At 65.3% G+C, this 26,938-nt stretch carries 27 protein-coding genes; 5 read left to right on the top strand and 22 right to left on the bottom strand.

Translation table 11 applies throughout. From position 1 onward, the window contains the following. The first annotated feature begins 41 nt into the window (after positions 1-41). Complete coding sequence (locus QF118_RS02840; RefSeq protein WP_282301138.1) at positions 42-1,484, top strand: mannose-1-phosphate guanylyltransferase/mannose-6-phosphate isomerase; 1,443 nt, start codon at positions 42-44, stop codon at positions 1,482-1,484. Between the two features lie 15 nt (positions 1,485-1,499). Here QF118_RS02840 and QF118_RS02845 read toward each other — a convergent pair whose 3' ends face one another. Further along, positions 1,500-2,219, bottom strand: coding sequence for a 4'-phosphopantetheinyl transferase family protein (locus QF118_RS02845; protein ID WP_282301139.1), 720 nt, complete (start codon positions 2,217-2,219; stop codon positions 1,500-1,502). A gap of 244 nt (positions 2,220-2,463) precedes the next feature. Between QF118_RS02845 and QF118_RS02850 the strand changes: the two genes are divergently transcribed. The 4 genes from QF118_RS02850 to QF118_RS02865 are packed head-to-tail and all read left to right on the top strand — an operon-like array spanning position 2,464 to position 6,700. After that, positions 2,464-3,627: an efflux RND transporter periplasmic adaptor subunit gene (locus QF118_RS02850; RefSeq protein ID WP_282301140.1), complete on the top strand. Its 1,164-nt coding sequence runs from the start codon at positions 2,464-2,466 to the stop codon at positions 3,625-3,627. Positions 3,628-3,630: 3 nt separating this feature from the next. Further along, a complete protein-coding gene (locus QF118_RS02855; RefSeq protein WP_282301141.1) occupies positions 3,631-4,347 on the top strand; it encodes an ABC transporter ATP-binding protein in 717 nt (238 codons plus the stop codon). A 33-nt stretch (positions 4,348-4,380) separates the two neighbouring features. Further along, complete coding sequence (locus QF118_RS02860) at positions 4,381-5,505, top strand: ABC transporter permease (protein WP_282301142.1); 1,125 nt, start codon at positions 4,381-4,383, stop codon at positions 5,503-5,505. A 4-nt stretch (positions 5,506-5,509) separates the two neighbouring features. Next, entirely contained in the window at positions 5,510-6,700 is a 1,191-nt protein-coding gene (locus QF118_RS02865; RefSeq protein WP_282301143.1) for an ABC transporter permease, read from the top strand. 74 nt (positions 6,701-6,774) lie between these two features. Here the strand turns inward: QF118_RS02865 and QF118_RS02870 are convergent, their stop codons facing one another. Genes QF118_RS02870 through QF118_RS02970 form a run of 21 tightly spaced genes read right to left on the bottom strand, consistent with a single transcriptional unit; the run spans position 6,775 to position 26,927 of the window. Then, positions 6,775-7,809, bottom strand: a complete 1,035-nt coding sequence (locus QF118_RS02870; protein WP_282301144.1) for a helix-turn-helix domain-containing protein — start codon at positions 7,807-7,809, stop codon at positions 6,775-6,777. 54 nt (positions 7,810-7,863) lie between these two features. Beyond that, positions 7,864-9,375, bottom strand: coding sequence for an AMP-binding protein (locus QF118_RS02875; protein ID WP_282301145.1), 1,512 nt, complete (start codon positions 9,373-9,375; stop codon positions 7,864-7,866). A gap of 30 nt (positions 9,376-9,405) precedes the next feature. Next, positions 9,406-10,692: a cytochrome P450 gene (locus tag QF118_RS02880; RefSeq protein WP_282301146.1), complete on the bottom strand. Its 1,287-nt coding sequence runs from the start codon at positions 10,690-10,692 to the stop codon at positions 9,406-9,408. Then, on the bottom strand, positions 10,679-12,148 hold the full coding sequence (locus QF118_RS02885; RefSeq protein WP_282301147.1) for an AMP-binding protein: 1,470 nt from the start codon (positions 12,146-12,148) through the stop codon (positions 10,679-10,681). The genes QF118_RS02880 and QF118_RS02885 overlap by 14 nt, the downstream gene beginning before the upstream one ends. Continuing rightward, positions 12,148-12,411 (bottom strand): acyl carrier protein, encoded by a 264-nt coding sequence (locus QF118_RS02890; protein WP_282301148.1) that lies wholly within the window; start codon positions 12,409-12,411, stop codon positions 12,148-12,150. The genes QF118_RS02885 and QF118_RS02890 overlap by 1 nt, the downstream gene beginning before the upstream one ends. Before the next feature lie 32 nt (positions 12,412-12,443). Then, entirely contained in the window at positions 12,444-13,823 is a 1,380-nt protein-coding gene (locus QF118_RS02895; RefSeq protein WP_282301149.1) for a cytochrome P450, read from the bottom strand. Between the two features lie 14 nt (positions 13,824-13,837). Further along, the gene (locus QF118_RS02900; RefSeq protein WP_282301150.1) at positions 13,838-15,349 is read right to left on the bottom strand and encodes a class I adenylate-forming enzyme family protein; all 1,512 of its coding nucleotides are present in this window, start codon (positions 15,347-15,349) and stop codon (positions 13,838-13,840) included. Continuing rightward, positions 15,346-16,296 carry a 3-oxoacyl-[acyl-carrier-protein] synthase III C-terminal domain-containing protein gene (locus QF118_RS02905; RefSeq protein WP_282301151.1) on the bottom strand — a complete coding sequence of 317 codons (951 nt, stop codon included), beginning with the start codon at positions 16,294-16,296 and terminating at the stop codon, positions 15,346-15,348. The genes QF118_RS02900 and QF118_RS02905 overlap by 4 nt, the downstream gene beginning before the upstream one ends. After that, complete coding sequence (locus QF118_RS02910; RefSeq protein WP_282301152.1) at positions 16,296-17,207, bottom strand: beta-ketoacyl-[acyl-carrier-protein] synthase family protein; 912 nt, start codon at positions 17,205-17,207, stop codon at positions 16,296-16,298. The genes QF118_RS02905 and QF118_RS02910 overlap by 1 nt, the downstream gene beginning before the upstream one ends. Continuing rightward, entirely contained in the window at positions 17,204-18,061 is an 858-nt protein-coding gene (locus QF118_RS02915) for a hypothetical protein (RefSeq protein WP_282301153.1), read from the bottom strand. The genes QF118_RS02910 and QF118_RS02915 overlap by 4 nt, the downstream gene beginning before the upstream one ends. Before the next feature lie 3 nt (positions 18,062-18,064). Further along, positions 18,065-19,192: an acyl-CoA dehydrogenase family protein gene (locus QF118_RS02920; protein WP_282301154.1), complete on the bottom strand. Its 1,128-nt coding sequence runs from the start codon at positions 19,190-19,192 to the stop codon at positions 18,065-18,067. Positions 19,193-19,195: 3 nt separating this feature from the next. Beyond that, positions 19,196-20,485, bottom strand: a complete 1,290-nt coding sequence (locus QF118_RS02925) for a type III PLP-dependent enzyme domain-containing protein (RefSeq protein ID WP_282301155.1) — start codon at positions 20,483-20,485, stop codon at positions 19,196-19,198. Between the two features lie 3 nt (positions 20,486-20,488). Next, complete coding sequence (locus QF118_RS02930; protein ID WP_282301156.1) at positions 20,489-20,785, bottom strand: hypothetical protein; 297 nt, start codon at positions 20,783-20,785, stop codon at positions 20,489-20,491. Beyond that, positions 20,782-21,735 carry a 3-oxoacyl-[acyl-carrier-protein] synthase III C-terminal domain-containing protein gene (locus QF118_RS02935; protein ID WP_282301157.1) on the bottom strand — a complete coding sequence of 318 codons (954 nt, stop codon included), beginning with the start codon at positions 21,733-21,735 and terminating at the stop codon, positions 20,782-20,784. Before QF118_RS02935 ends, QF118_RS02930 begins: the two co-directional genes overlap by 4 nt. Continuing rightward, positions 21,728-22,699: an alpha/beta fold hydrolase gene (locus tag QF118_RS02940; RefSeq protein WP_282301158.1), complete on the bottom strand. Its 972-nt coding sequence runs from the start codon at positions 22,697-22,699 to the stop codon at positions 21,728-21,730. The genes QF118_RS02935 and QF118_RS02940 overlap by 8 nt, the downstream gene beginning before the upstream one ends. Continuing rightward, positions 22,689-24,044, bottom strand: coding sequence for a hypothetical protein (locus QF118_RS02945; RefSeq protein WP_282301159.1), 1,356 nt, complete (start codon positions 24,042-24,044; stop codon positions 22,689-22,691). Before QF118_RS02945 ends, QF118_RS02940 begins: the two co-directional genes overlap by 11 nt. Next, complete coding sequence (locus QF118_RS02950) at positions 24,041-24,613, bottom strand: hypothetical protein (protein WP_282301160.1); 573 nt, start codon at positions 24,611-24,613, stop codon at positions 24,041-24,043. Before QF118_RS02950 ends, QF118_RS02945 begins: the two co-directional genes overlap by 4 nt. A gap of 44 nt (positions 24,614-24,657) precedes the next feature. Further along, positions 24,658-25,317, bottom strand: a complete 660-nt coding sequence (locus QF118_RS02955; protein ID WP_282301161.1) for an acyl-CoA dehydrogenase family protein — start codon at positions 25,315-25,317, stop codon at positions 24,658-24,660. Position 25,318: 1 nt separating this feature from the next. Next, positions 25,319-25,579 (bottom strand): acyl carrier protein, encoded by a 261-nt coding sequence (locus tag QF118_RS02960; protein WP_282301162.1) that lies wholly within the window; start codon positions 25,577-25,579, stop codon positions 25,319-25,321. Then, positions 25,576-26,526, bottom strand: a complete 951-nt coding sequence (locus QF118_RS02965) for a hypothetical protein (RefSeq protein WP_282301163.1) — start codon at positions 26,524-26,526, stop codon at positions 25,576-25,578. Before QF118_RS02965 ends, QF118_RS02960 begins: the two co-directional genes overlap by 4 nt. Further along, positions 26,523-26,927: a VOC family protein gene (locus QF118_RS02970; protein WP_282301164.1), complete on the bottom strand. Its 405-nt coding sequence runs from the start codon at positions 26,925-26,927 to the stop codon at positions 26,523-26,525. The genes QF118_RS02965 and QF118_RS02970 overlap by 4 nt, the downstream gene beginning before the upstream one ends. Between the last annotated feature and the right edge of the window lie 11 nt (positions 26,928-26,938).

Consider the following 26,938-nt stretch of genomic DNA (forward strand, 5'->3'; position numbering starts at 1 on the left):
TTTGCTAAGACGGGCGCAGTGTACTTTTCGGGTTTCCACACATGGCTTTGACAACGATCACCCCCATCATTCTTTGCGGCGGGTCCGGCACCCGGCTTTGGCCCCTGTCACGCAAGAGCTATCCCAAGCAGTTTTCCAAGCTGATGGGCGAGGAAACCCTGTTTCAGGCCTCGGCGCGGCGGCTGTCGGGCGGCACGTCTGAAATCCGCTTTGACAGGCCGATGGTGCTGACCAATTCGGATTTCCGGTTCATCGTGACCGAACAGCTGACAGAGGTCGGCATAGACCCCGGCGCGATCCTGATCGAACCCGAAGGGCGCAACACCGCCCCCGCCGTTCTGGCCGCCGCGCTTCATGCGGCCAAGGCCGACCCCGAGGCCGTCCTGCTTGTCGCGCCTTCGGATCACGTGGTTCCGGATACAAAGGCATTTCACGCAGCGATCCAGCGCGGGCTGGAGGCCCTGGCCGAAGGCAAGCTGGTGACCTTTGGCATCGCCCCGACGCACCCGGAAACCGCCTATGGCTATCTGGAACTGTCGCGCTCACCGGGCGAGGACGGCAAGCCGGTCCCGCTGTCCCGCTTTGTCGAGAAACCCGATGCAGCGCGCGCGGCGGAAATGCTGGCGGCGGGCAACTACATGTGGAACGCAGGCATCTTTTTGTTCCGCGCCGCCGGCATCATCGCGGCCTTTCAAAAGCACGCCAACGCGTTGATGACCCCGGTCAGCCAGGCCGTCGACAAGGCCCGCGTCGATCTGGGGTTCCTGCGCCTTGACCCGGAGGCCTGGGCAGGTGCGGATGACATCTCGATCGACTATGCGGTGATGGAAAAGGCCGACAACCTTGCGGTGGTTCCCTTTGCCGATGGCTGGTCCGACCTGGGTGGCTGGGATGCGGTCTGGCGCGAAAGCGGCCCGGACAGCGACGGCGTCGTGGCGCAGGACAGGGCCACCGCCATTGATTGCCGCGATACCCTGCTGCGGTCGGAAAGCGCGAACCTTGAAGTTGTCGGCATCGGGCTGAACAACATCATGGCCGTTGCGATGAACGACGCCGTTCTGATCGCCGACATGAGCCGTGCGCAGGACGTCAAGCTGGCGGTCGCCGCGCTGAAGGACAAGGGCGCAGATCAGGCCACCACCTTTCCCAAGGATCACCGCCCCTGGGGCTGGTTCGAAAGCCTGGTCGTCGGCAACCGCTTTCAGGTCAAGCGCATCCTGGTGCATCCCGGTGCATCGCTGTCGCTGCAAAGCCATTTTCACCGCTCCGAACACTGGATCGTGGTCGAAGGCACCGCAAAGGTCACTGTCGATGACGACGTCAAGCTGCTGACCGAAAACCAGTCGGTCTATATCCCGCTGGGCGCAGTGCACCGGATGGAAAACCCCGGCAAGGTGCCGATGGTCCTGATCGAAGTGCAAACCGGCGCCTATGTCGGCGAGGATGACATCGTGCGCTACGAAGACGTCTACGCCCGCGGCTAGGCGGGGCGGGCCGCGCTAGGGGCTTTGGTGGACAAGCCAGGTCAGCACATGGCCCTTGCCGGTGTCATAGCGCAGGTCGAGTGACCGGCCTTGCGGCAGGTCGGGATGCAGGGTTTCGGCCAGCGTCAGGCGCAGAACTCCATCACGGGGCAGGGCCTGCAACCGGGCCGAGGCAAAGCCAAAGTGCCGCCGCACCACCGGGTAAAGCGCCTTGAACAGGGTTTCCTTGGCGGAAAAACACAGGGTCGCGACGGTATCGGGCTGACTGGCCGTGCCGATCAACGCGGTTTCAGCATCGTTCAATGTCATCCGCAGGATCGATTCCAGGGCATGGCCATGCGCGATCGCCTCGATGTCGATGCCGGGGGTGCCTTGGCCTTGCGGCAAGGCCAGACAGGCGCAGCGCCCACGCGCGTGGCTGATCGACCCGGCCAGACCATCGGGCCAGACCGGCGCGCGGTCGTCCCCGATGGCAACCTGCCCGGCAATCCCCAGCGCCCCCTGCGCCACACGGGCCATGGCGCGCCCGGCCAGGAATTCGGCCAGCCGCTTGTCGATGGCCCGGGCCAGCTTGGCCGGGCGCGTGATCTCAAGCTGGTCGAACAGCTCCAACCGGAACCGCGCCAGATCATAGCCCCCCTGCACCAGCACGCCCTGGCCTTCGCGGCGCAGGTCTGCGGGGTGCAAAAAGCCCTGCGTCAGTTCGGGCAAGATATCGGGGGCAAGTGGCGTCATCCTGAGGCCTCAATGATCGCGCCGCGCCAAAAGGGTCAAGCGAAAACCGTGCAGAACGTGATTCAGTACCTGTTCCGGGGCTTTGCGCGGGCTGTCCTGATTTACGGTTTTATCGTTTAAATATAGATGCTTGAATTTCCATCAGGTCCTGAATCGTGTTCTGCACCGACTGGATCGTGATGCAGGTCGCGCCGGCTGGTCCGGTCTGCCAATCCTGAGGGCAGACCACCACATGAGGCCCGCCGTGAACGACATTTCCCACACTTCCGACATACTCGATCAGCTTAAATCCCTGTCCATCGAACGGGTGGACCCGGTGGCCCCCGCCCGGGCGCAGGCCAGCCGGCCCAGACGCCGCCTGCCGATCAAATCGCTGGCCTTGCTGGCCCTGCTGGGCGGCGGCGGAGCGGCAGCCTGGCACCATGATGTCAGCGGGGCGCAGGCGATGGACTGGGCGCAGGGCCTGGCCCGCGAAACGCTGCCCGCCGATTACCTGCCTGCAAGCTGGCAAACCGTCCCCGCCGCGCAGGCTGAAACCGCCGCGCCCGCCGTGATCGAAACCGCCAGTCCCGTCGCCCCGCCGCCAGCCCCTGTTACGGCGCCCTCTCCGGCCGTGGTTGGGTCGGGCTATGTCGTGGCGGACCGCGAATTGATGCTGATGCCCGATATCGGCGGTCGCATCCAAAGCCTGAACATCGAGACAGGCGATCATTTCGACGCCGGGCAGGAGATTGCCGTGCTGAACAGCGATACCGCCCGGACCGACCTGCGCATCGCCCAGGCCAACCTGGCCATGGCGCAGGCTTCGGCCGCCCGCGCCGCCGCGTCTTTGGACGAGGCCGGCGCCGATCTGGCCCGGCAAGAGGAGTTGCTGAAACGCGGCAGCGCGCCGCGCACCCAGGTCGAGGCCGCGCGCTTTGCCCTGGCCCGGATGCAGCGCGACGTCGACGTGGCCACCCAGCAGGCTGAAATTGCCCGGCTCGAGGTCGAAAAACACGCCGATATCGTCGCCCGCCACACCATCACCGCCCCCTTCGCGGGCGTGGTGGTGAAACGGCACATGAACCCGGGCGACATCGTGGTTTCGGCGCTGGACGGCGGCCCGGGGCAAGGCATCGCCACCCTGATCGACCCGACCGCCCTGACCATCGAGGTCGACGTGGCCGAAGGCAACCTGTCCAGCATCACGCCGGGCCAGCGCGCCCGCATCGAACTGGACGCCTACCCCAACCGCGACTTTGCCGCCGAAGTCAAAACCATCGCCCCCAAAGTGTCGATCCAGAAGGGCACCGTGCAGGTGCGCCTGGCCTTCGACACCCCACCGATGGGCGTATTTGCTAACATGGCCGCAAAGGTCACATTCGCCACATCCGAACAGACAGCAGCGATTCAGCAACAAGGAAACTGACCCATGTCCCGCGACTTTACCGAAGAAACCGGCATTTCGATCCAGGGGGTCCGCAAGGGCTACAAGATCGGCAGCCAGCAAGTGACCATCTTTCACGATCTGAACCTTGAAATTCCCAAGGGCGATTTCGTTGCCGTCATGGGGCCGTCCGGCTCGGGCAAATCGACCCTGTTGAACCTGATCGGCGGGATCGACCGCCCCGACCAGGGCGAAATCCGCTTTGGCTATACCCGCGTCGACAGCCTGTCGGAAAGCGCGCTTAGCCGCTGGCGCGGGTCCAAGGTGGGGTTCGTGTTCCAGTTCTACAACCTGATGCCGATGCTGACCGCCGCGCAGAACGTCGAGTTGCCGCTGCTGCTGACTGGCCTGAACAAGCGCCAGCGCCGCGAACGGGTGGAAACCATCCTGAACCTTGTCGGCCTGATCGAACGCAAGGATCACCTGCCGTCGGAATTGTCGGGCGGTCAGATGCAGCGCGTCGGCATTGCCCGGGCGCTGGCAGTGGACCCTGTCCTGCTGCTGTGCGACGAACCCACCGGCGATCTGGACCGCAAAAGCGCGGACGAGATCCTGGGCATGTTGCAGGTCCTGAACAAGGAGCTGGGCAAGACCATCGTGATGGTCACGCATGACGACAACGCCTGCGGCTTTGCCAAGCGGACCCTGCGCCTGAACAAGGGTCAGTTCGTCGAAGACGCAACCCTGCGCGCGGCGGCCTGAGCCATGAACAGCTTTACCCTGATCCGTCGAAACATGTCCCGCAAACGGGCGCGCAGCGTGCTGCTTGTCCTGTCGATCGGGATTGCCTTTTTCATCTACGGCCTGCTGGCCAGCTTTGAATACGGCTTTAACGGAGGCGAGGTGCAGACCGAACGCCTGATCGTCACCAACAAGGTCGGCAATGCCCAAAGCCTGCCGATCAGCTATTACCAAAAGCTGGAACAGATGCCCGAAACCGGCGCCGTCACCTATATGACCCGGATGCGCGCCACCTACCGCGAACCGACCAATTTCCTGGGCGCCAACGCGGTCGAGCCGCGCAGCTATGCCGCCTTTTTCAAGGAGCAATACGCCTTTACCGAAGAACAGCTGACCGCCATGGAGGCGCAGCGCGACAGTCTGATCGTGGGCCGCGCCCTTGCCCAGCGCGAAGGCTGGGAGATCGGCCAGCGCATCGTCCTGACCGCCACCAACGCGGTCAAGACCGATGGATCGTCCGACTGGGGGTTCCAGATCGTCGGAATCTTTGACGGCGCGACGAAATCCGCCGACACCAACTTTGTCATCATGCGCTACGACTATTTCAACGCCGCGCGTACCTATGACCGCGACACCGTCGGCAATTTCGGCATCCTGCCCGCCGAAGGTGTGCGCGCCGCCGATGTGATCAAGGCGGTGGACGCGCGCTTTGCCAACTCGGCCAACGAAACGCGCACCCGCACGGAAAGCGAATTCATGAAGGCCTTTGTGGCGCAATTCGCGGACATCACCACCATCGTGCGGCTGATCGTGGGGGCGTCTTTTGTCACCATCCTGATGATCGTCGCGAACACCATGTTCTTTGCCATCCGCGAACGCACGCTGGAAATCGGTGTGCTCAAGGTGCTGGGGTTCTCGCGCGGGTACATCCTGCGCACGGTGCTGGCCGAAACGGTGTGGATCTTTGCCCTTGGGCTGGGTCTGGGGCTGCTGGGGGCCATGGGGGCGACCTCGGTCCTGGCGGCGCCGCTGTCGACGGTGGTGCCCAGCCTTGCGCTGACCCCGCAGATTGCCCTGAACGCGCTTGGCCTTGCCACGGTCTTTGCCCTGCTGACGGGCGGCGTGCCCGCCGTCAACGCCATGCGCATCCCCTCTTCTGCCGCTCTGAAAGGAGTGTGATCCAATGTCCCTGATCAGACAATCCGTGGCCCTGTCGGCCGCCAACCTCAAAAGCCTGCCAAGACGACTGTGGATTTCCGTGTCGATGGTGTTTTCCGTGGCGCTGGTCGTCACCGTGCTGCTGGGGTTCCTGGCCATGTCGAACGGCTTCCGCACGTCGCTGCAACAGGCCGGCGCGCAGGACATCGCCATCGCCCTTGGCACCGGTGCCTCGACCGAGCTGGGCAGCCAGATCGAACCGTCGCAACTGCACCTGTTGTCCGGCGCGGAGGGCATTGCCCGCGACGCCAATGGCACGCCGATCATCTCGACCGAACTGGTCGTGCCGGTCGATGCCTCGGTCAAGGGGTCGGGCCTGTATGAAACGCTGTCGCTGCGCGGGATCGGGGCCTTTGGTCTGACCGTCAGGCCGCTGGTGCAGATCACCGAAGGCCGCGCCTTTACCCCCGGCGCCGCCGAGATCGTCGTGGGCCGTCGGCTGAGCGCCGATTACCAGGGCCTGTCGCTGGGTGATCAGGTGACCTTTGGCACCTCGGTCTGGACGGTCGTGGGGATTTTCGACGCGCAGGGATCGGTGTTCGAATCCGAGATGTTCGCCGATGCCGCCATGGTGCAGACCCTGTTCAAACGCCCCAACCTTGTGCAATCGGCCCGCATTCAGCTGACCTCGGCGGAGGCGCTGGCCCCCCTGGCCAAGCATGCCGAAACCACGGCGCAGATCGCCCTGCCGCTGAAAAGCGAACAGGACTATTTCGCCGGCATGGCGCAAAGCACGTCGCGGTTGATCCTGTTCCTGGGCTGGCCGCTGGCCATCACCATGGCGGCGGGCGCGGTGATCGGTGCGCTGACAACGATGTATTCCAGCGTCTCGGATCGCAGCACCGAAATCGCCACCGTGCGCACCATCGGCTTTTCCCGCCGCGCCGCCTTTGTCGGCACCTGGGTCGAGGCGATGGTGCTGACCCTGCTGGGCTGCGCCGTGGGCGTTGCCGTCGCCTGGTTCGGCCTGGACGGCTGGAGCGCCTCGACCACCGGGGCGGACCAGACGCAGATCGGGTTCCAGCTGGCGTTGTCCCCGGCGCTGGTGGGTCAGGCGGTGATCCTGTCGCTGGTGATCGGCGCCATTGGCGGCGGGCTACCGGCGCTGAACGCCACGCGCATTCCCCTGCGCCTGGCGATGACCGGACGATCCTGACGCCCTTTCGCGGACCTCCCTGTCCCGACCAACTGGCCCGGCCGCACATGCGCGCCGGGCTTTTTCATGCCGGATCACGCCTTGTCCCGGCGCCCTGCCCGCCATTGCGACGGCGAACAACCAAACTGCCGTTTGAATTCGCGGTTGAAGTTCGACTTGGTCTGGAACCCGCTGTCCAGGTGGATCTCGGTGATGGACTGGTCCGTGGTGTCCAGCAGGCGGCAGGCTTCGTCCAGGCGCAGGCGGTTGACGTATTGCGACACGTTCATGCCATTGTGCCGGTTGATCGCGGTCGAGATTTCGCGCGACGGAATGCCCAGCTTGCGCGCGATCTTGATCAGCGTCAGGTCGGGGTCTGTGTACAGCCGGGTGTCCTGCATCAGGGTATCGACCTTGCGCAGCGTGTCCTTGTGATCCTCGGTCACGGCGGGCAGTTGCGGCCTGGGCGCGTCCTCTTCCTCGGGCTCGTCCTCGCTGGCGGCGTTGATGCCGGTGGCGGCGACCACGGCCAGCAGCAGCAGGATCAGCACGGAAATCGCCGAAAGGATGGTCAGCACGTGCCGCCCCCCGGTCAGCTGGAAATCCACGATGATGGAAATATCGACCAGCGCATTGAGGATCAGCAGAACCCCCGCCCCCATCGCCGCCCGCGACGCGGACAAGGCCCGGTGCAGCAGGGTTTTCTGAAACCCGTCCGGCCCCTGCGCCCCCATCCGCCACAGGATCACGCCATGGGTGACAAAGCTGGCGACGATGATCGGGTCGATCAGCAGCGACCCGGTAAAGGCCAGCGGCACGATCACCAGCGTCGGTATCAGGTGCAGCGCGATGCGGGTGGGATGCAACCTGCGCGCGCTTTGCGCCATGCTGCGAAAGGCCAGCCATGTCGCCACAGGCAAAAGCGAGGCAAGGATCGGCAGCGCCGGGCGCAGCCAGGTCAGATCATAGCTCCAGACCAGGCCGGTGACGCTTCCGTGCAGGATGCCCAAACCCAAAAGCCCTGCAAAAGCAAGGCGCGTCAGGGTCCAGGGCTTGTCTGCCAGAATCAGGCTGAGCAGGAAAAAGGCAAGGAAAAGGACAACGACAAAAGGCAGGGGCAATGAAAACATACGGTGCGGGCCTTGTTGGGAAACGTGGTTAGGCCCGCACTTGTTAGTTGAATATCACGCTGTGCCAAAGCGCTCTTTCATCGCACGTCGGTCGATCTTGCCGCTGTGCGACATCGGCAGGTCGGGGGCGATGACGATCTTGGCCGGCATCATGAAGGGCGGCAGGGTGGCGCGCAGGTGGTCGCGCACATGGCCGATCTTGTCCGCGCCCTGATCCAGGCCGTCGCCGTTCAACACCAGGATCAGCCCCCGGGTCGGGCTACTTTCATCGGCCTGAAGCGCCACGGCCTGCCGGATGCCGTCCACCTGCACGGCGCTGCGCTCGATCTCGCCCAGCTCGATGCGGAACCCGTTGACCTTGACCTGGTTGTCGATGCGGCCGTGGATCTTCAGGCTGCCGGTTTCGTCCACTTCGCCGTGATCGCCGGTGCGATAGCTGCGCATGCCCTGTACCATGCCGAAATTGGCGTTGTTCGGGTGGTCCAGCGGCCAATAACAGGTGCCGACCTGTGGGCCGACCAGCACGATTTCCCCCTGCCCGGTCAAGGCAAAGCCTTTGCCCGTGTCCACCAGCACCCGGCACCCCGATTGTTCGGGGCCCAGCGGCAGCGGCCCGGTTCCGGCCAGCGCCGCATCGCTCAGGATATGCGAATGGGTGATGCAGGCGCATTCGGACGGGCCATAGGCATGGTGAATCTCGCAGCCGGGAAACCTGTCACGCAGCCGCAGCAGCAGCGACCGTTGCACCGCCTCGCCGCCGATCCAGAAGGCGCGCAGACGCGGCAGGGTCTGGGCGTTGAACTTGGGGTCCTCAAGCATCAGCGCGAAAAACGCCGGGGTGGCGGTCAGCGTGCCTGCCGGGGCCTTGGGGTGCGACAGCAACTGGTGGATGTTCGCACGCGGCGACAGGGTATTGGTGTGATCCAGCAGATACAGGCTGCGCCCGGCGAAAAGGGCGGTCCAGATGTCGCTCATGCTCATGTCAAAGGCCATGCTGGCGTGGCTGACATGGGCATCGGTGCCGCCGGCGGAGCCGGTGTTTTCGGGTTCAAACCAGTCGGACAGCGCGGCATAGCTGGCGCGGGTGGTCGGAATGCCCTTTGGCACCCCGGTCGACCCCGAGGTGAAGGTGACATAGAACAGCGCCTCTTCGTCCTTGGGATCAAGACGCAGATCTTCGAGAATGCGGTCGGACAGGCGGCCGGTGTCGATGGTGAACAGATCGGTCTGCAGGGCCTTGGGATCGGTGCGCAGGACAACGCCGCAATTGCAGGTCTGGATGATCTGCGCGACACGGCCGGCCGGATAGGAAATATCGGCAAAGACAAAGCCACGCCCGGCAAAGGTGGCGGCCATCATGGCGGGCACCACGTCCATTTCCTTGTGTCCGTGGATCAACACCATGCCCTGCGGCGCGGTGCTGAGCGCGTGATAGATCGCCTGCGTGCGGCGACCCAGCCCCGCATAGCTCAGGCTGTCGCGCACACCGATCAGCGCGGTCTGGCCGGACCGGGTCTGGCAAAGGTCGATCAGGGTCTTGAAACGGCTGGCAAGGGTCAAAGCCATGGCAAAGGTCCTTTTGGGCGTGACATTCGGTCAACGCGGGGTGGCAACAAGGGTGACGGGGCCGCGCGGTTCAAGGTTCACGCGGAACATCGGGGCAAGATCCCCGGCGCGGGTCGTCGGGTTGGGGGCAAGGCGCAGCGCAAGCGCGACGCCCGACAGGGCAAAGGTCAGCTGCTGGTTCACAAGGTTGGTGCCGGGGCAGATGCGCGGGCCGATGCCAAAGGGGAAATAGCTGCCCTTGGGCTGTTTCTGCCCGGGGGCAAAGCGCGCGGGATCAAAGCGCAGGGCCTCGGGCCAATCCGGTCCGCGCTGCACCAGCCAGGGCGAAAACAGCACCGTATCCCCCGGGGTCAGGGTATGGCCGTCGACCGCGATTTCGGTTTTCACCTGCCGTTCGATAAAGGCCATGACAGGGCGCAGGCGCTGAGCCTCGCGGATGCTGGCAAAGGCCAGGGGCGTGTCGACCACGCGGCGCGGGTCCAACGCCCATGGCTTGGCCTCTTGGTGCAACGCGTCCTGCAGGGCCGCGTCCTCGGCGATCTGAACCAGCGCCCAGAACAGTGACAATGCGTTGATATGCAGGCTGGCGACCAGCAGCCCGCCGACAGTGGCACGCAGCGCATCGGTCTGGTCCGCGTCACCGGCGCGCGCCAACACATGGCTGGCGATGCTGTCGGGGCCATGTTCCCCCGCGATGCGCTGCATGACCTGTGCGTAGTGGTCCAGAATGCCTTGCGGCGCGGCGCCGACCGGGTCGGACAAAAGCGCCAGAAAGCTGGCGTTCAGCCGGTGCACCAGGTCGCGCGACACCGCATCCAGCGCGCGCTGGCCGATCAGCGGCTCGCAAATCGCGCGGGTCGCCCAGGCGATGCAGTGTTCCAGCAGGGGCAGATCGGGGCGGGTGTGCAGATCGGTGACAAGGGCCTGCGTCGCCTGCGCCAAGGGCCGCTGGAACCACGTCTTGGACAGGCCAAGGATCTGCGTCATCTCGCGCCGCATGGTGTCCCATTCCTGGCCCGCGCGGGCGGTCAGCAAGGTCGGCCCCAGAACGGCGCGGGTCAGCGACACGCCGGAATGCGGGTCGTCCACGTCCTTGTGAAAGGCATCCGGGTTGTCCTGCCACAGCGCCGCATGGGCGGCCCGGCCCAGCACCGTCATGCGCCGCCCGCCGGGCAACAGCAGCGTGACCACCGGCCCGTGCTGGCGCACCGCGCGTTCGGCGATCTTGATCAGGCCCAGCGTGGCGAACTGGCCTTCGCTGACCGGCATTTCGGGCGGGGCCAGCCCCGGTTTGTCGATCACCTCAGTCATGGACATAGCGCAAATCTCCTGCGTGGGCCGCGGCCATGAAGGTGCCTCGGTCAAGCTTGGTGTTGTGGTTGAATTGCAGATCGCGGCAGCCGAACCAGAACCGCGGCACCATGTAGGCAGGCAGATCGGTGGCCATGCGGCGCGCAAGGCTGGCCAGCCCGTCGGCGCAATCAGGCCCGCTGACATAGGCGTTCAGCGCCCGGTACGACCCGCGCAGCTTGTGCGGATCGACGACAGCCGCCTGCACACCCTGCAGGGCGCGGATCTGGGCCTCGATCTCGTTCAGGTCGATGCGGATGCCCTGCAGCTTGATCTCGCGGTCGGCGCGGCCCTGAAAGTACCACAGACCGTCCGCGCCCTGATGGCCGATGTCGCCGGTGCGATAGCGGTTCGGCGCGGGAAAGGCGGCGGCCTGCTTGTCGGGCAGCCCGACATAGCCGGGGCCAACCGGCGCACCGCAGATGGTGATCTGCCCCTGTTCCAGCACCAGCGAACAGCCCCGGCGCGGCGCGCCGATAGGCAAGGGGCGCTCAGCCACCAGGTGATCGTCGGTGATCTCGACCGAGGTCACCGCCACCGTGCATTCCGTCGGCCCGTAGGTGTTGATCACCCGTGCGCCGGGGAACCGTTGGCGCAGGTCGACCACCAGATGTTTCGGCAGGATCTCTCCGCAGAACAGGAACAGACGCAGGTCGGGCATGTTCTGGCCGTTGAACTGCTTGTCCCGCATGTAGAACTGGATGGCCGACGGCGTCGATATCCACAGCCCCGCCCCATGCGCGGCGTAGCGGTCGATATACTTGCGCGAGTTGATGAAGTCGCCGTGATCAAGAACCGAGATCGGAATCCGGCGCAGCCAGCTTGTCCACAGCTCGAACAGGGAGACGTCGAAACAATAGCGCACGTTGCCCGTCACCGCGCGCAGCGGCACGTCGGGCAACAGCCCGCCGCGCAGCCAGTCGACAAAACCTGCAAGGTTGTCATAGCTGACGCGGATACCCTTGGGTTGCCCCGAGGTGCCGGACGAGAACATGATATAGGCCGTATCCCGGCCCGCGCGCGGCACCGGGGAGAACCCCGGCAGGCTTTCGTCAAAATCGGTCACATCGCGTTGCGGCACACCGGGATCATCCGTCAACGCGGCGGTCCCGGCGCCCAGCATCAGACCGACACCGGCCTTGGCGGCAGCATCGCGGATGCGCTGCACCGGCAGGTCGGGTTCGATCGGGATCAGGGGGCGGCCCGCCAGCAGGCAGGCCCAGTAGGCCACCAGATAGCTGGCATGCTTGTGCCCCCGGATCATCACCGGGGACCGATCCCCGGCCAGCTCTGCCGCAAGGGCAGAGGACCGGCCGTGCAGCTGGTCAAAACTGAGGTCCCCGGCGTCATGCAGGCAGGCCGGTGCCGAAACCCCGGCAAAGCCCGCATGGATTCGTGCCAGAAAATCGGCGGCCCCTTGCATCACGCAGGCTCGGCGATCTGGACGCGGGCAGCGATGTAATCGCAGACCGAGCCGACGGATTTGAATTCCTCGTAGGAAATCGACGCCTGGTCGATGACCAGGCCTTCGACGCTGTCCTCGAGCTGCATGATCAGTTCCAGCATCAGACCGCTGTCCATCCCCAGGTCGGTTTCCAGCAGGGTGTCTTCGGTCAACTGCTCGGCAGACTGGAATTCAAGGATGTCGCGGATGGCTTCGACGACTTGGGCAAAATGGGCTTTCATGGGTCAGGTTCCTTGTGTTGCGGTTTGGGGGATCAGGGGCGCGGAACGGCGGTCAGAACGCCGCCGTCCTCGCGCGGTTCAAGCAGGACGCGGTAGGTGGGCTGCCAATAGGACGCCAGCGTCTGGCGCGGGATCGACAGGCTGAGACGGTCACAGATCAGCGTGATCGACCGGGCAATCTGGTTCAGCGCAAGGTTCGATCCGATGCAGGCGCGGTGGCCCAGCCCAAACGGGAACCAGCGCGTCAGGTCGACCCGTTCGCCATTGGTGAACCGGGTCAGGTCATAGTTCATCGGATCGGGCCAGTCGCGCGGATCGCGGTGCACGATCCAGGGCGAAAACACGACCGTGGTGCCGCGCGGAATGGACAGCCCGTTCAGGTCCAGATCGGCGGTTGCCTTGCGTTCGATAAAGGGCAGGACCGGGTTGATGCGCAGGGCTTCGCGCACGGCCGCCAGGGCCACGGGGGCCGTGTTCAGATGCCAGGGCGCGTCCTTGCCCTGCCGCGCTTCGGCGGCGACGGCGGCGGCGGCCTGCGGGTGCTGGGCCAGCTTCATCATGGTCCAGAACATCCCAAGCGAGTTGTTGTGCACCGTCGCCGCCAGCGCGCCGATCAGGATGGGCTGCAGGTCTGCCACGACCTCGGGCGCGGCCTCGGAGCCGCGCGGTACCCCGCGCAGGTCCAAAAGGTGGCCCACCATGGTATCGTCGCCGGGGCGGCACAGGCGGATGGCGCAATGCACCAGCTGCCCCAGCCGCGCGCGCATTTTCAGCAGCTGGTCGTCGTTCAGCAGCGCCGCGCGGTCCTTGCCCGGGGATTCCTGGACCAGGTGAAACATGCACTGGCGCAGCGCATTCACCAGATCCAGCACCATGTCGTCGGTAAAGCTGAACCCAAGCACCGGGTGCGCCACCGTCTGCGCCGACCAGGTTCCGCAAACGCTCCAAAGCGAGGGGCGGTCCGGGTCGGTGCGCGACAGGCTTTCGATCATCTGCTCGGCCGCGGCCTCGACCGCCTCGGCGTAGGAATGCATCTTGTAGCGCATCAGCGGGGCGAACTGGGCGCGCATGTCCTCCCATTCCGCACCTTCGCGGGCGGTGGTCAGGTTGTTGTCCAGCAACATCCGCGCAAGCGAGGCCGGAGCGGGATAGTCGTCCACGTCCTTGACCAGCTGCCGCGAATGCCGCCGCCATGCGTCACCAAAGCCCGCTTCGCCCAGCAGCACCTTGTTGCCGTCCCGGTCAAAGCGCAGGTTCAGCACCGGGCCGTGTTTGCGCGCCGCCATCTGGACCGAGCGCAGAAACCCGATCGAGGCGTAATGGTCGCTGTCCATCGAGATCTGCGGCAGATCGGCGATACAGCGCGCGGCACCCGTGGTCAGGCTGCGCGGTCTTTCCCGAAGGGTCAGCATCGTTTCGGTCCTCCTCAGGCCAGTTCGTCGATCAGGGAATTGCGGTCGATCTTGCCATTCGCGTTGCGGGCAAAGGCTTCGCGGATTTCCACCCGGCGCGGCACCGCGATGCTTTCCAGGTGCTGGGCGCACCAGTCGCGCAGCTCCTTGGGATCGGGGGACATGCCCGGTTTCAGCGTCACCAGCGCGTGCAGCTGGTGGCCCTGCACCTTGTCGGGGCGTCCGACGACAACTGCCTCGGACACCGCCGGGTGCATCAGCAGGGCGTCCTCGACCTCTTTCGGGGCGACCTTTTCACCGCGGATCTTCAGCACGTCGTCGGACCGGGCGATGAAATACAGGTATCCTTCGGGGTCCAGCCGGCACAGATCGCCGGTGTTCAGCACGAATTCACCGGGGAACTTGCCGGGGCGCAGGCGCTGTGCGGTCTTTTCGGGGTTGTTCCAATAGCCCTTCATCACCGTTGCGCCGCGGATCACCAGGGTGCCGGTTGCGTCGCGATAGTGCCTTTGGCCTTCGCTGTCCTCGACCCACATTTCGGTGTTGGGGATGGCGATGCCGACGCTACCCTTGCGGCGCTCCAACTGGTCAGGCGGCAGATAGGTGCAGCGATGGCATTCGGTCAGCCCGTACATCGAGAACACCGTCGCCTGCGAAAAGATTTCCCGAAGCTGGTCGATGACGCGCGGGTGCAGCGCCGCGGCGGTCGAGGAAATCAGCCGGATCCCCGAGAAATCGAACCGGTCGGCCAGCGCCGAGATCAGCGGCGCCATGGTGGGCACCAGGGGGAAACAGGTCGCGCCGGACTTCACCAGCCGGTCCAGCGTGAACAGCGGGCTGGCAAAGTTGCGTTCGATCACCACGGTCGCGCCGACCAGCGCGCCCATGGTCAACTGGTGCATGCCATAGTCAAAGGTCAGCGGGATGGTCACAAAGATGCGATCGTCTTCGGTGTACCCCAGGTAGGTACAGACCGACCGCGCGGCGGCCGTCAGGTTCTGATGGCTCAGCATTACGCCCTTGGGGTGCCCGGTCGAACCGCTGGTGTAGATCATGCAGCCCAGATCCTGGTCGATCACCCGGCCCGCGCAGGGCGCCGGGCCGTCGGCCGTGATCTCGCCGGGGGCGTGCAGGCTGATCACCGCCGGGTTCAGGTCGGCGGGCAGGGCCACGTGCACCTCGTCTGTCAGTGCCTCGTCGGCAATGACGGCGGCGGGGGTGCAATCGCCCAGGATAAAGCCCAGCTTGTCGGTCTTGGTCTCGACGCTTAGCGGGGTGACAACCGCCCCGGCATAGACCGCGCCCCAATAGGCACGGGCAAAATCGACCGAGTTTTCCAGCAGCAGGATGACCCGGTCTCCGGGCTGAACGCCCAGCGTCTGCAGCCGGCGGGCGATGGCCACGGCCTCTTGGCGCAGGGCGCCATAGGTCAGGCTGATGCGGGTGTCCTGCACCGCCACATGATCGGCGCGGCGCGCGGCGCTGTGGTCCAGGTGCTGGTAAAGGAACAGGTGATGGGGGATCATGCGCATTGGTCCTTGGTGAGGATGATCGCCGCGTAAGAGCCGGTCATGCCCGCGGCAAAAGAGAGGACATTCAGTGGCCTGTCATTGGCCGGAACCGCCTGAAGCCAGGTGTCGTAGTTGATGAAAAGATCGCCGCAAAAGCAGTGGCCGATGCGGGACAGGTTCTGTTTGATCACCCGTTCGCCGGGAATGCCCAGCTGGGCGGCGACCCGGTTGAAGGTGAAGGGCGACAGATGCGTCGGCAGGATCACGTCGATGTCGTCCGCTGTCAGCCCGGCCTCGTCCAGGACGGTCTGCACCGCGCGGGTCATGGTCGGGATGAAGGCCTGGTCATAGCTGGCGGCCAAGTCCCTGTCGGCCTTGGCCAGCGGCTGGCAGACGCCTTCGAAAACCCCTGCGGTGGTGGCCGCAACCCGTGTGCCGCCCTGCCCTGCCCCGGCGCGCAGATAGACCGCGCTTGCCAGTTCCCCGAACAGTCCGTTGTTGTCGGCATAGTTGAGCAGTTCGAAAAAGCACTTTTCCCCGGTCAGAAGAACGATGTTCGCGGGCCGGTCGCCGGGCAGCGTTCGCAGCATCTGCATCGCCATGATGGCGCTGGCGCAAGATCCGTGGGTGACGGACAGCACTTCGGGCGTACTGTCGAACACCTGGGCCGCGATCTGCGACAGGGTTTCCTGTTCAAGGGGCAGCGCGGTGTTCAGCGCGTGGCAATAGACAAGATAGTCGACCGTGCCGCGCAACTCCGTGCTTTGATCGGCCAGACGCTGCGCGGACAGGCGCAGCCCCTCGGCCAGCGACATCTTTGGATGCAGGGCCGTCGATTGCAGCCCGAACATCCGGTCAAAGATGCGGTGCGTGCGCTGTGACCAGCCATAGGCCTCGCCCAGCGTGGCAAGGTCGGGAAAGCTCGCGCAGTCCATGGTATGGGCGATCCGGACCAGTTCCATCACGCGGCCTCCCGCCGGACCATGCAGCCACCCAGGAACCCGCCCTGCCCGACCGACAACAGCGCTGCCTCGGGGCAGCGGGTGCCGCGCACCCGGTCCAGCATCGACACCGCGTCAACGGTATAGCAGTGGCCCTGGTCAGGCAGCAGATCCAGCCAGATGCGATCCCGGTCGATCCCGGTCTGCTTGGCATAAAGCGTCCAGCTGAGCCGGTTGACGTTGTGCGGCAGGATCGGCGCATCGCTGGCTACGTCAAACCCGGTGCCGTCCAGGATCGCATTGACCAGCGCCGTATGCTCGGCGTTGAAGGCCGCGCTTTGGGCGGCGGTGCCAAAGCGGCCCGCGTAGTGCTGCGAACAGGTCTTCAGCCAGATGTTGTCGATCTGCGTGCCGCCCGCTTCGCCGTCCAGCAACAGCGCGCAATAGGCATCACCGATCGCCGTCACGCCAGGGGCATAGCGTTCGCCCAGCGGCATCTGGTGCAGGCTGTCACCGGCCAGGACCAGCACCGCCCGCGCATCATCCGCCAGCAACCGCTGCGCTGCCTGAAGCGCCCAGAACAGGGTCGAACAATTCTGCTGATCCATTTCATAGACATCCTCGATCCCGGCAAGGATCGGATGGCTGGCGACCAGCGCCTGCACCGGGCTGCGCCCTTCGGCGTATTGCACCGGGTTGCCGTGCACGTAGATCAGCGTATCAGGCAGCACCGCACCGGGCGCGACCCTGTCCAGCACCTGGCCAAAGGCCGCCTCGAGCGTCATGTCCGCCGGGGTACTGGCCACGCTGTCAAAGCCGAACAACCGGCCAAAGGCCTTGGCCTCGCCCTGCGATGCGCCGGTGGCGGCGACGCAATCGGAGACCGGAATGCGGCCCTCGGGCACGTATTTCGAGAAAGACGCCAGTCTCATGCTGACTCTCCTTCGAAACCAAGGGCTGACACCGCCTGGCCGTCGCGGCACAGCAGCAGGTAATTGCGGGTCATGTCCTGGGCCTGGCTCAGCGCGGCAAAGGGCGCCGAGCAGACCAGCCTGTCCTGCGTGACGATACGGTCCGCGCCCAGCGCGGCGGCATCCAGCAGATCGGCAGGCCCCACAAGACAGGTGCGCGCCGCGTCCAGCCCAAGACCGTCCAGGATCGTCGCAACCGCCGCGCCCGCGCTTTCGCCCTGCGCCAGCACGTGACGGCGATAGCCGGCATAGCGCAGCCCGGTTTCATTCTCGGTGTCCACATGCACCACGCAGGCAGCGTTCTTGGGGTTCAGCCGGTGCACAAGGTCGGATTTGTACATCACGTGTTTCTGATCCGCGACGATCAGCAACCCGCGACGGCGCCCGTTCAGCAGGTATTTGTACAGGCTGTCAAAGGCAAAGAACGGCGCCGAAAGTCCCCGATCCGAGATCGCGAAGCCAAAGCAGTTGCGCAGCCCCAGCTGATGCATCGCGAAATTGGTGACCGAGGTGCCCAGGTGCAGATCGGGCAGCCAATGGGCAAACAGGATCGCGTCGGTATCGTCCAGCCCCGTGCGTTCCGCCAGGCGCGGCAGCAGGTTTTCCACCATCCCGGCAAAGGGCGCGCGGTCGTCCGACATCAGCCAGGGTTCGACGTTGCAGTCGCTGGGATCAAAGGCCATGCCATTCGACTGAAAGAACTTTTCGACGTAGTCCTCCCAATAGGCGAACTGGTCGCGCCATTCTTCCTTGGGCTTTTCCAGCCCGCCGAATTCGTCCCAGACGATGTGTTGTGTGTTCAGGTAAAGGCTCATGGGTCAGGCGCTCGCGGCTACATAGCTGCGGAAGGCCTGCAGCAGGTGAATGTTCGAGGTGCCCTCCATGTACTCATAGGATTTCGCGTCCCGGCACCGCTTGAGCAGGTCAGGGTGGGCAAAGATGTCCTGCGACGGGATGTGCCGGAACACAGTTGCCACCACCTCGTCGAGGAAGCTGACCGCATCCAGTTTCAGGCAAGAGGTTTCGTGCACCTTTTGCGTGCCCCGGTCATAGGACATGGCGATCTGTTCAAGCCGCCCCAGGAACACCATGTGCCGGATGCGCAGCGGTTCCAGCAGGCTGTCGTTCAGGCCCAGTTCGGCCATGCAGTCGATCAGGCCGCGCGCGCCGCCGATGGCCAGCGTGGCGACCACCGGGCGATAGCGTTCAAAGACGCTGTTCATGGCATAGAACCCGTCGCGCAGCCCGCGTTGCAGACCGTGACCCAGGACCAATTCGTCCGGAACGTCGATGTCCTGCGCGGTGATCTGGGTCAGGTCGGCCCCGGCCAGACCGTGATGGCGCAGGCGTTCGATCTGCAGACCGGCGATGAAATCGGCATCGGCCATGACCATCTTGTGGCTGTTGCTGCGTTCGTCCCGGGCAAAGATCAGGCCGAAATCGGCCTGCGCCGCACCGCCGATGAACTTTTTCTCGACGTCCAGACGGCGGCCCCGGGGCGTGTCACGCAGCACGCTGCGCCCCGCCGTCGCGTCCGATCCGACGCTGGGTTCGGTGATGGCGAAAAAGCTGCGGCCGGGTTTCGGCGCGGTATAGCGGCTGAAATAGGTTTCGACCTGCTGCGCATTGCCCAACACCCGCACCGCGAACCCCGACATGGTCGGTGTCGGCAGCGCAAGGATGCAGCCGGCGTCATGGCGTGCGATGCGTTCGGCGACGGCGATCTGAAGACCATAGACCATCGGGTCGGGACCAAAGAAGCCGCCGCAATTGGGCAGGGGGTTCCAGGGCTCGGGCACCTCCATCAGGGTGATGGCGCGCAGCAATTCATGGTCCCACAGCGGGGCCCAGTCGCTGGGGTCGCTTTCCATCCGGTGGCCGACGTCGCGAAACAGCGGCCCAAGGGCATCCAGCGCGTCCAGGGTGGGGTGGTTGAATACGGACATGGGTCAGACCTCGGCTGTCTGGAGGGTTTTCGGAGCATCCGCCAAGGGCGTCAGCTCGGCGGGTGTGAATTGTGCAAGATGGGCGGCCAGCGTGCCTGGGGCGCGGATCTGGGTGATGCGCGGCCCATCCACCAGCACCTCGGCGGGGCTGGCAAAGCTGAGGAACTGCGCCGGCGAGGCGGTCAGCCCATAGGCCCCCGACCGGTCGATGCACAGCAGATCGCCGGGCTGCACCGGCGGCAGGTCGACCTTTTGCCCGATCACGTCCATCGGCGTGCACAGCGGCCCCGACACGTTCCACGGCGCGGTGTCGCCGGGGCGCGGGTGCAGCGCGCGGATGGGAAAGTTGCGCCGGAACCCCGCCGCCTGTCCCGCTGCGCCGTGCAGGTTCGCGCCCCCGTCACAGACGGCAAAGCGTACCCCCTTGGACGATTTCACATAGCGCACGGCGGTGACAAAGACGCCTGCCTCGGCCACCAGGTAGCGGCCCAGTTCGATGATGATCTGGGTGCCGCGATGGCGCGTCTTCCAGGCGGCGGCCATGGTGTTGACCGCCTCGGCCAACGCCGGGAAATCCAGCGCGGTTTCATCCGCTGCATAGGGCACGCCCCAGCCGCCGCCGATATCGACGAACTCCAGCCCGTGACCGGCGCGGGCGATGATGTCATCGGCCAGGGCCAGCACGTTGCGGGTGTTTTCCGCCACCACCTGATGATCCAGGATGCGGGTGCCCATGTAGACATGCAACCCGACCAGCCGGATCTGACGCGCCTCGGCGATCAGGGCCAGCGCGCCGTCGATGTCTTCGTCACCGATGCCGAACTGCGTGGGCTTGCCGCTCATCGACAGTTTCGCGCCGCGGGTGTGAAACGACGGGTTGATGCGCAGCGCCACGGGCTGCACGACGCCCATTTCAGCGGCGATGGTGTCGATCAGGCCCAGCTCTTCAAGCGATTCCGCGATGATCGCCTTGATCCCGACGGCAATGGCGCGGCGGATTTCCCGGGGCGATTTTGCCGGGCCGACAAAGATCGTAGCCTGCGCCGGCACCCCGGCGGCCAGGCTGGTTTCCAGCTCGAACAGGGAACAGACCTCGGTTCCGATGCCCTGCCCTGTCAGGCACTGGACGATGGACAGGTTCGGGTTTGCCTTGAGCGAATAGACGAACCCCGCCTCGGGGATTGCCTTGCGCAGCTGCTGCACCCGGTCGCGCAGCGCAGGCGCGCTGTAGGCATACAGGGGCGTTCCGGCCAGCCGGGCGGCGTTGTCGATCTGATCGGCGGTCAGGGACATGGCTCAGACCGCCTCGGGCTGGCGGTCCTTCAGGAACCGCATCAGGAACGCATGGATCGAGTCGCGGTCGGCAAAGGCTTCGATCGCCTCGACGTCGAGATCAGCCATCATGTCGAACATGTCGACGCCCATGTCCTGGAACCCGGTCGACACCGCCGAGATCAGCCGCACAAGGCCAAGACTGTCGACTTGGCCGTTGTCGCCATAGATCGGCGCGCCAGCCTTGATCGCGACCACCTGGGCCGGTTGCAGGCCGCACATCAGCAGGGCCTCGTCGATGCGGGAATAGATATCGGTCATTTCTCAACTGTCCTTTCATTGGCCCCGTCAACGGGGGGATTGACCTGAAGCACGGCGCAGGCGGCCGTTGCGCCCAGCCCGACACTGACCAGCGCGACGTGATCACCCGGGGCAAGCGCCCCGTCGCGGTCCGCGTCGGCAAGGTTCAGGAAGGGGTCGGCGCCAAAGGTGTGGGCGTAGCGGCTTACGTTCTTCAGCCAGATCTGGTCGCGCGCGGCGCCGATCCGTTGGGCGATCTGGTCCCAGCTGGGAATGTTGACGTTGTGCGGCAGGATCAGCCGTACATCGGCAATCGTGATCCCCGCATTGACCAGCGCCAGTTCGATGCAGCGCGCGGTAAACTCGATGTATTCATCGGCAAAGGCGGTGTCGGTTTCTTCGCCCACAAGCCCGGTGATGATCGAATAGGCCCCCAGCCGTTCGGTGTGCCCGCCCAGGTAACGAAAGCGCCCCGGCCGTTTGCCCACCAGAATGGCGGCCGCGCCATCGCCCATCAGGGTCGTGTTGCGGATCAGCTGAACCGCCGGGTGAAAGGCCTTGTCGCTGACCACGATCAGCGCGGTGCCGTTTTCGGGCAGCAGGCTTTCGACCATTTCCAGCACCGCGACACCGCTGGCGCAATGGCACATGGTTGCGCTGAAGACCTCGGTCTTGCCGGCCTCGATCAGGTGCACCGGCACGGCGCTGTCGCTGCGGCACGGCCCCGAGGACAACAGCGTGTGGCAATGCACCACCAGGTCGGGCGCCTCGGGTCCTTCAAGCAGGCGGGCAATCGCCGCGCCGGTCATCACGTTCAGTGACTGCGTGGGATCGCTGGGGATCGAAGCCAGTCCGAAGAACCGTTCGTACATCCGACGGTCCTTGTTCGACAGGGTCAGCTGAGCGCAGGCCTGCGACACGGTGATGCTGCGGGCCGATACGGTGGTCTCGATATCGAGTATGTCAAACATGGCGCCCTCGCGTGATGAATGACACAATACGGTCATGGACTTCGGGGGCGTTCAACACGCTCAGATGTGTGTGCCCAGTTGTGAGGAACAGCTCTCCGTTCATGGCGGCATTGGCCAGTTCATGGGCGTTTTCGACCCCGACCTGCCAGTCGCGGGTTTCGTGCACGACCAGCGTGCGCACCGGCAGGCGCGACAGCAGCGACGTACCGACATCCTCGGGCGATACGCCGTATCGACGGATGTAGTAGCGTTCGATATAGGGCAGCGCGCGCGCCGGCATCTGGGTGATTTCCACGTAGGATTTCAACAGGTTGGACAACGATGCAGGCGCCCCGACGGGAATGTAGCAATCCGCCCGCAACCCGCGCCCGATGGCAAAGCCCGCGATCAGGCCGCCCGCCGAATGCCCGATGACGGCGCGGAACCGCGTGCCCAGGAACAAGTCAGCCATCGCCTGACCAAGGTCATAGAACGAATAGCGGTTGCCCTCGCTGCGGCCATGGCCGGGCAGGTCGGGCACCACCACGCGGAACCCCTGCCCTGCCAGCGCCGTCACCAGCTTGCGCATCATCGAGGCGCGCCCGTTCCAGCCGTGCAGCGCCAGGATCTTCGGGCCGTCCTCTGGCCCGTAGAAACTCAGGTGCACGCGCTTGCCGCGGTACTTCACATCCTGATGCTCGGCCGCGGGGGGCGGGGCTTCGACCCCGGGGCGGTCCGGCATCTGGCGGATCCGCTCGAACCGCTCGATCGACAGCCGCGCCGCGCGAAACGGCGCCAGCGTCATCATCAGTTGCACATCCAGGCGACGCAGGTGCCAGCAGGCCACGCGGTAATAGCTTTCGGGGTGGTAGGTGACGCGCGCCATGTCGGCGGGCGCCAGCCCCAGACGCGCCCGGGTACGGCGCGACATCTGGCGGGTCTTGGCACCCAGATACAGGGCGGGAAAGGCGACCTCATACAGCATCGGACCGCCCCATCTTGCGCACGTATCCGACAAAGACCGCGCCCAGCAGGACAAAGGTGGCCACCGCGATGACGTTCATCGTCTGCAGCACGCCGTCCAGCCCATAGCCCCGTGCCAACACCGCAAAGACCAGCCCGATGGTGGCCAGTTCGGTCGCGATGGTCACGACCAGCACCCGCACGCCCATCCCCAGATGTTCAAGGATCACCTGAAGCATGGTAAAGGCAGCCACCAGGAAAAAGGTCACGATCAGCACCATCATCAGGTCCAACGTGGCGGCGAAAAGTGCGGCGTTTTCCGCCGGAACCACCAGCCCGACGACCTGGGCGCGCATCACGTAGATGCCAAAGGTCGCCAGCGCATAGATCCCCAACACCGTCGTGACGCCGACCGACAGGATGCCGCGCTTTTCGCTGGCGTGGCCCTGTTCGGGCATCTGGTTGATCAGGATGGCAATGGCCGACCCCACGGCGATGGCCGGAATGATGAACAGGATGCGCAGCCGCACGATCACCAGAAACCCCGAGGCCACGTCCGACCCAAGCGTCGCCAGTGTCGGAAAGATCACCGCCGCCGAGGCAGAGCCCGCGAACATCGACACAAAGACCGGCCCGGCAACGCCGATCGTCAGCCCGATCATGTGTTTCTTGAAATCACCCGCTTCGCCGCGCGGGGCATCGCCGATCTCCCGGCGTAGCATCAGCGTTACCAGCGGCAGGGCGATCAACGGACCGGCAGCATTGCCGATCAGAACACCGTGAAAGCCCATCCCCAGTTCGGCCACCGCCACCCAGGTCGCCACCACATCCGCAACGATCAGAACCGCAAAGGGGATCAGCGCCTTGGCCGTCTTGCCCTGACCGCGCAGCGCACCGTTGCGCAACTCGAACAGCAGGTAGGGGGCCATGGACAGCACGAACAGGCCCATCTGCGGCAGCACCGGCGCCGCATCGGGCCAGCGTCCGGCCACGGCAAAGGATGCTCCGTAAAACCCGGCAACCAGCAGCGCGGTCAGGACCAGGCCGATCACGCTGAACACGCGTGTTGCGCGCAGCACGTCGCCCTTGGCCCAGTTGGTCACCGATTTCGAGGAGAACACCTGGTTGGTGATGGCCAGCGCCTCGAGAAAGGCGAGCATGAAGATAAAGGCCGGCTGCACCAGAGACAGCGAATACAGCGCGGCCTCTTCGCCGTTGTAGGTCAGGATGCCGGCCTTGACGACCTGCAACCCGGCAGCGGCCAGCGAGCCGACCATAAGCGGCATGGCCAGCTTGCCGATCCGACCGATGATGCCCAGATGGCCCAGCGGCGGATCGGAAAATTGGGTGGTGTCGATGGCGGTCATTGAAAGGCTCCTTGGGCGTGACTGCGGGCCAGGCCCGGTTTGTGGAATTGATGGAAATGCACCGCTTCGGCGGTGATCCGCCCCGGCGCCGCCAGGCGCAGCTGGCGGTCGTCGATGATCAGCGCCGCGCCGCCGGCGGGCGTCATGGCGCGGGCAAAGCGGATCACATCCGCCGACAGCCCATCCTGTCCGTCGCGGCGCAGGGCATGCGACGGGCCTTGGTGGCCGGTCAGGTGCAGAAGGCTGGGCAACAGCGGGTTGACGCATTGCGCCTGCGCCCCGCGATGCAGGTAGATCAGCAGGAAATCGGGCGGCAGCGCAGAAGCCTCGTCGCGGTAGGCGGCGATCACCTCGGGGGCGTGGGTCATGCGCCCGCCCTTGAATTCGGCGACCTCGGGGGCGAACAGGCCCGGCGCGGCAAGCGTTTTCCAGACCTGCGCGGCGAACTGTTCTTCCGGCGTGGCGCGCCGGATCGTGACGTGGGGCTTTATGGTCCGCATCGCCAGGGGCGCCTGCGGGATCACGGCCCCGGCCGGGTCCATTGGCCGGATCGGTTTGATTTCTAGCATGGGGTGGCTCCCTTCAGGGTCCTTGGCGATGGGGGGGCGGGCGGTCAGGCCGCCGCGCGGGATTGCGCCTGCACCGCCGCGTTGGTCAGCGACGACACACACAGCGACAGGCATTCGAGCGAATTGAGACTGCCGCGCAGATAACCGTGCCCGCCCATCAACTTGGCGGCCTTGCAGGTCGCTGCCGTCAGCCGGGCATGGGGGTCGGACAGGTCGGGCACCTCGGCCGCGCCCAGCCAATGCGGCGCCTCAAGTCGCAGCTGTTCGGCCAGGCTGAAACACTCGGTAAAGGTGGCTTTGACCAACTGGTGTTGCAGGGTCTTCTGGCCGCCGCTTTCGCGGGTCGACAGATGGGCAAAGGCGGTGTCCAGCATTTTCAGCAGCACCCCGATGCGCCATAGAACCGCCCCGACACGGGCGCGCCTGTCCAGCGCCATCGACGGACCGCCCGGCAACCGGACGGCTTCGATCCCCAGCACCGCCAGCGACGGATCGGGGAACACCACGCCCGCCACCGGCAGGGGGTTGCCCGCGCTGTCCAGCACGGGCGTTTCGTTGTCGTCGCAACGGCGAAGGTACACCCCGCCAAGGGCGACATGGCAGGGCCGCCCCGTCACGAACTGCCCCAGGGCCAGCGCCCCGGAAGCAGCGTCACGGGTGCGCGCCTGCGTGATCACCTCGTCACAGGCCTTGTGCGCCCACATCTCAGGCGACCTCGGCCTGCGCGACGCTGTCGATGAAGGCCAGCAGCGAGGCGACATTGTTGAACGAGGCTTCGGCCAGGACGTCGGGGTCAAAGCGCAGGCCGGGAATGCGGTCTTCGACCGACAGCAGGAATTGCACGAACATCACCGAATCCAGGTCGAATTCGCGGTCGATCTCCATCTCGGGGGTCAGTGCCTTGACGTCGTATTCCAGCACTTCGCTCAGCGCTTCGCGCACGATGTTCAGGTGGGCATGGGTCATTGTTGGGTCTCCGGGTTTTCAGGGGAGTGGTCTTGGGGATCATGCGCCGCGCGCTCGAGCGCGACGGCCGCATAGGTGACGCCCATGCCTGCACAAAACAGCAGCACGGGCTTGTCCTGCGGCACGGGATGCGCCGCGAGGTTCAGGAAACTGTCGGAACAGAATGTGTGGCCAAAGCGGCCCGAATGGCCCGGCTGGACAAGATCGCCCAGCCCCAGCCGCCCCAGCACCCGCGCCACCAAAGGCACGTTCAGGTTATAGGGCACCAGCACCGGCCGCAGATCAAAGAACGCCGGATCATCGCGCAGGATCTGGGCCAGAAAGCCCTCGAACCCTTCTTCAAAGGCGGTCTGCAGCGCGCGCCGGTCGTCTTCGGCCATGTCGTCCGGGTTCAGGAAATAGCGCGGCATGTGCCGCACCCTGGAAAAGCGCACCCGCCGCCCACCCCCAGGGAGGAAAAGGGCAGCGGCAGGTGCTTCGCCCAGCAAGCCAACCGCCAGACGGTTGCCCGTCGCGTGAAAGGCTTTTTCGCCGGCAAGGATCAGCAAGGGCCGGTCCTGACCGGCAAATGCATGAACGGCCGCCAGCGCCGAGGCGCAATTGGTCATCGAAAAGGTCCCGACCTCCCACCGCTGCAGCCCGGCGGCATCGAAAATGCCGCGCAGCCAGTCGGCTTCTGCCGGGGTGTTGTGGGTCTGGGTCTTGGTATAGCAGGCGATGCCATCCAGCGCCGCGATCTCGGGACGCCGCGCCACCAGTTGCCGCAGCGTCTCCAGCAGCATTCCCGAATGCGGCAGGCCCGTCATCAGAACCTGTTCCTGCCCGAAGAACCGCGTATACATCCGCGCCGCGCGGGCACTGACCCCGTGGCTGGGTTCAAGCGTGTCCAGCGGCCTTGGTTGCGGGCCGGGGTCCGGCAGGGTGATGCTGTCCAGACCCCAGGTCATTGCGCGACCTCCATGATCTCGACCACGCCGAAATCGGGGTTGTACAGGTGGCTGGCACGACAGCCGGGGGTCAGCCCTTCGAAGGGGCGGGTCAGGGGCATCCAGCCACCGCGCCGCATCCGGCCGAATTCCGCGTCGAAATCGTCCACGGTATAGCCGACGTGATACAATACGCTGGGCGTGCCTTCGCGAGTCAGGCGGGCCTGCATCACGGCGTTGCCTTCGAACGGTTCGACCAGTTCGATCAGCGGTGCGTCATGGGCCGTGCGCACAAAACTGATATAGGCCTGCTGGCTGTCCAAGGCGTGCCGGTACAACGTCACCTCGGCACCGGGATGGGGCAGCGCGGCGATGGCGCGGTCGGTATCCTTTACCAGATAGGCGAAATGGTCGATCTGCATGGCACAGTTCC

Origin of the sequence: Tropicibacter oceani (genome assembly GCF_029958925.1) — a bacterium.
GTDB lineage: Bacteria > Pseudomonadota > Alphaproteobacteria > Rhodobacterales > Rhodobacteraceae > Pacificoceanicola > Pacificoceanicola oceani.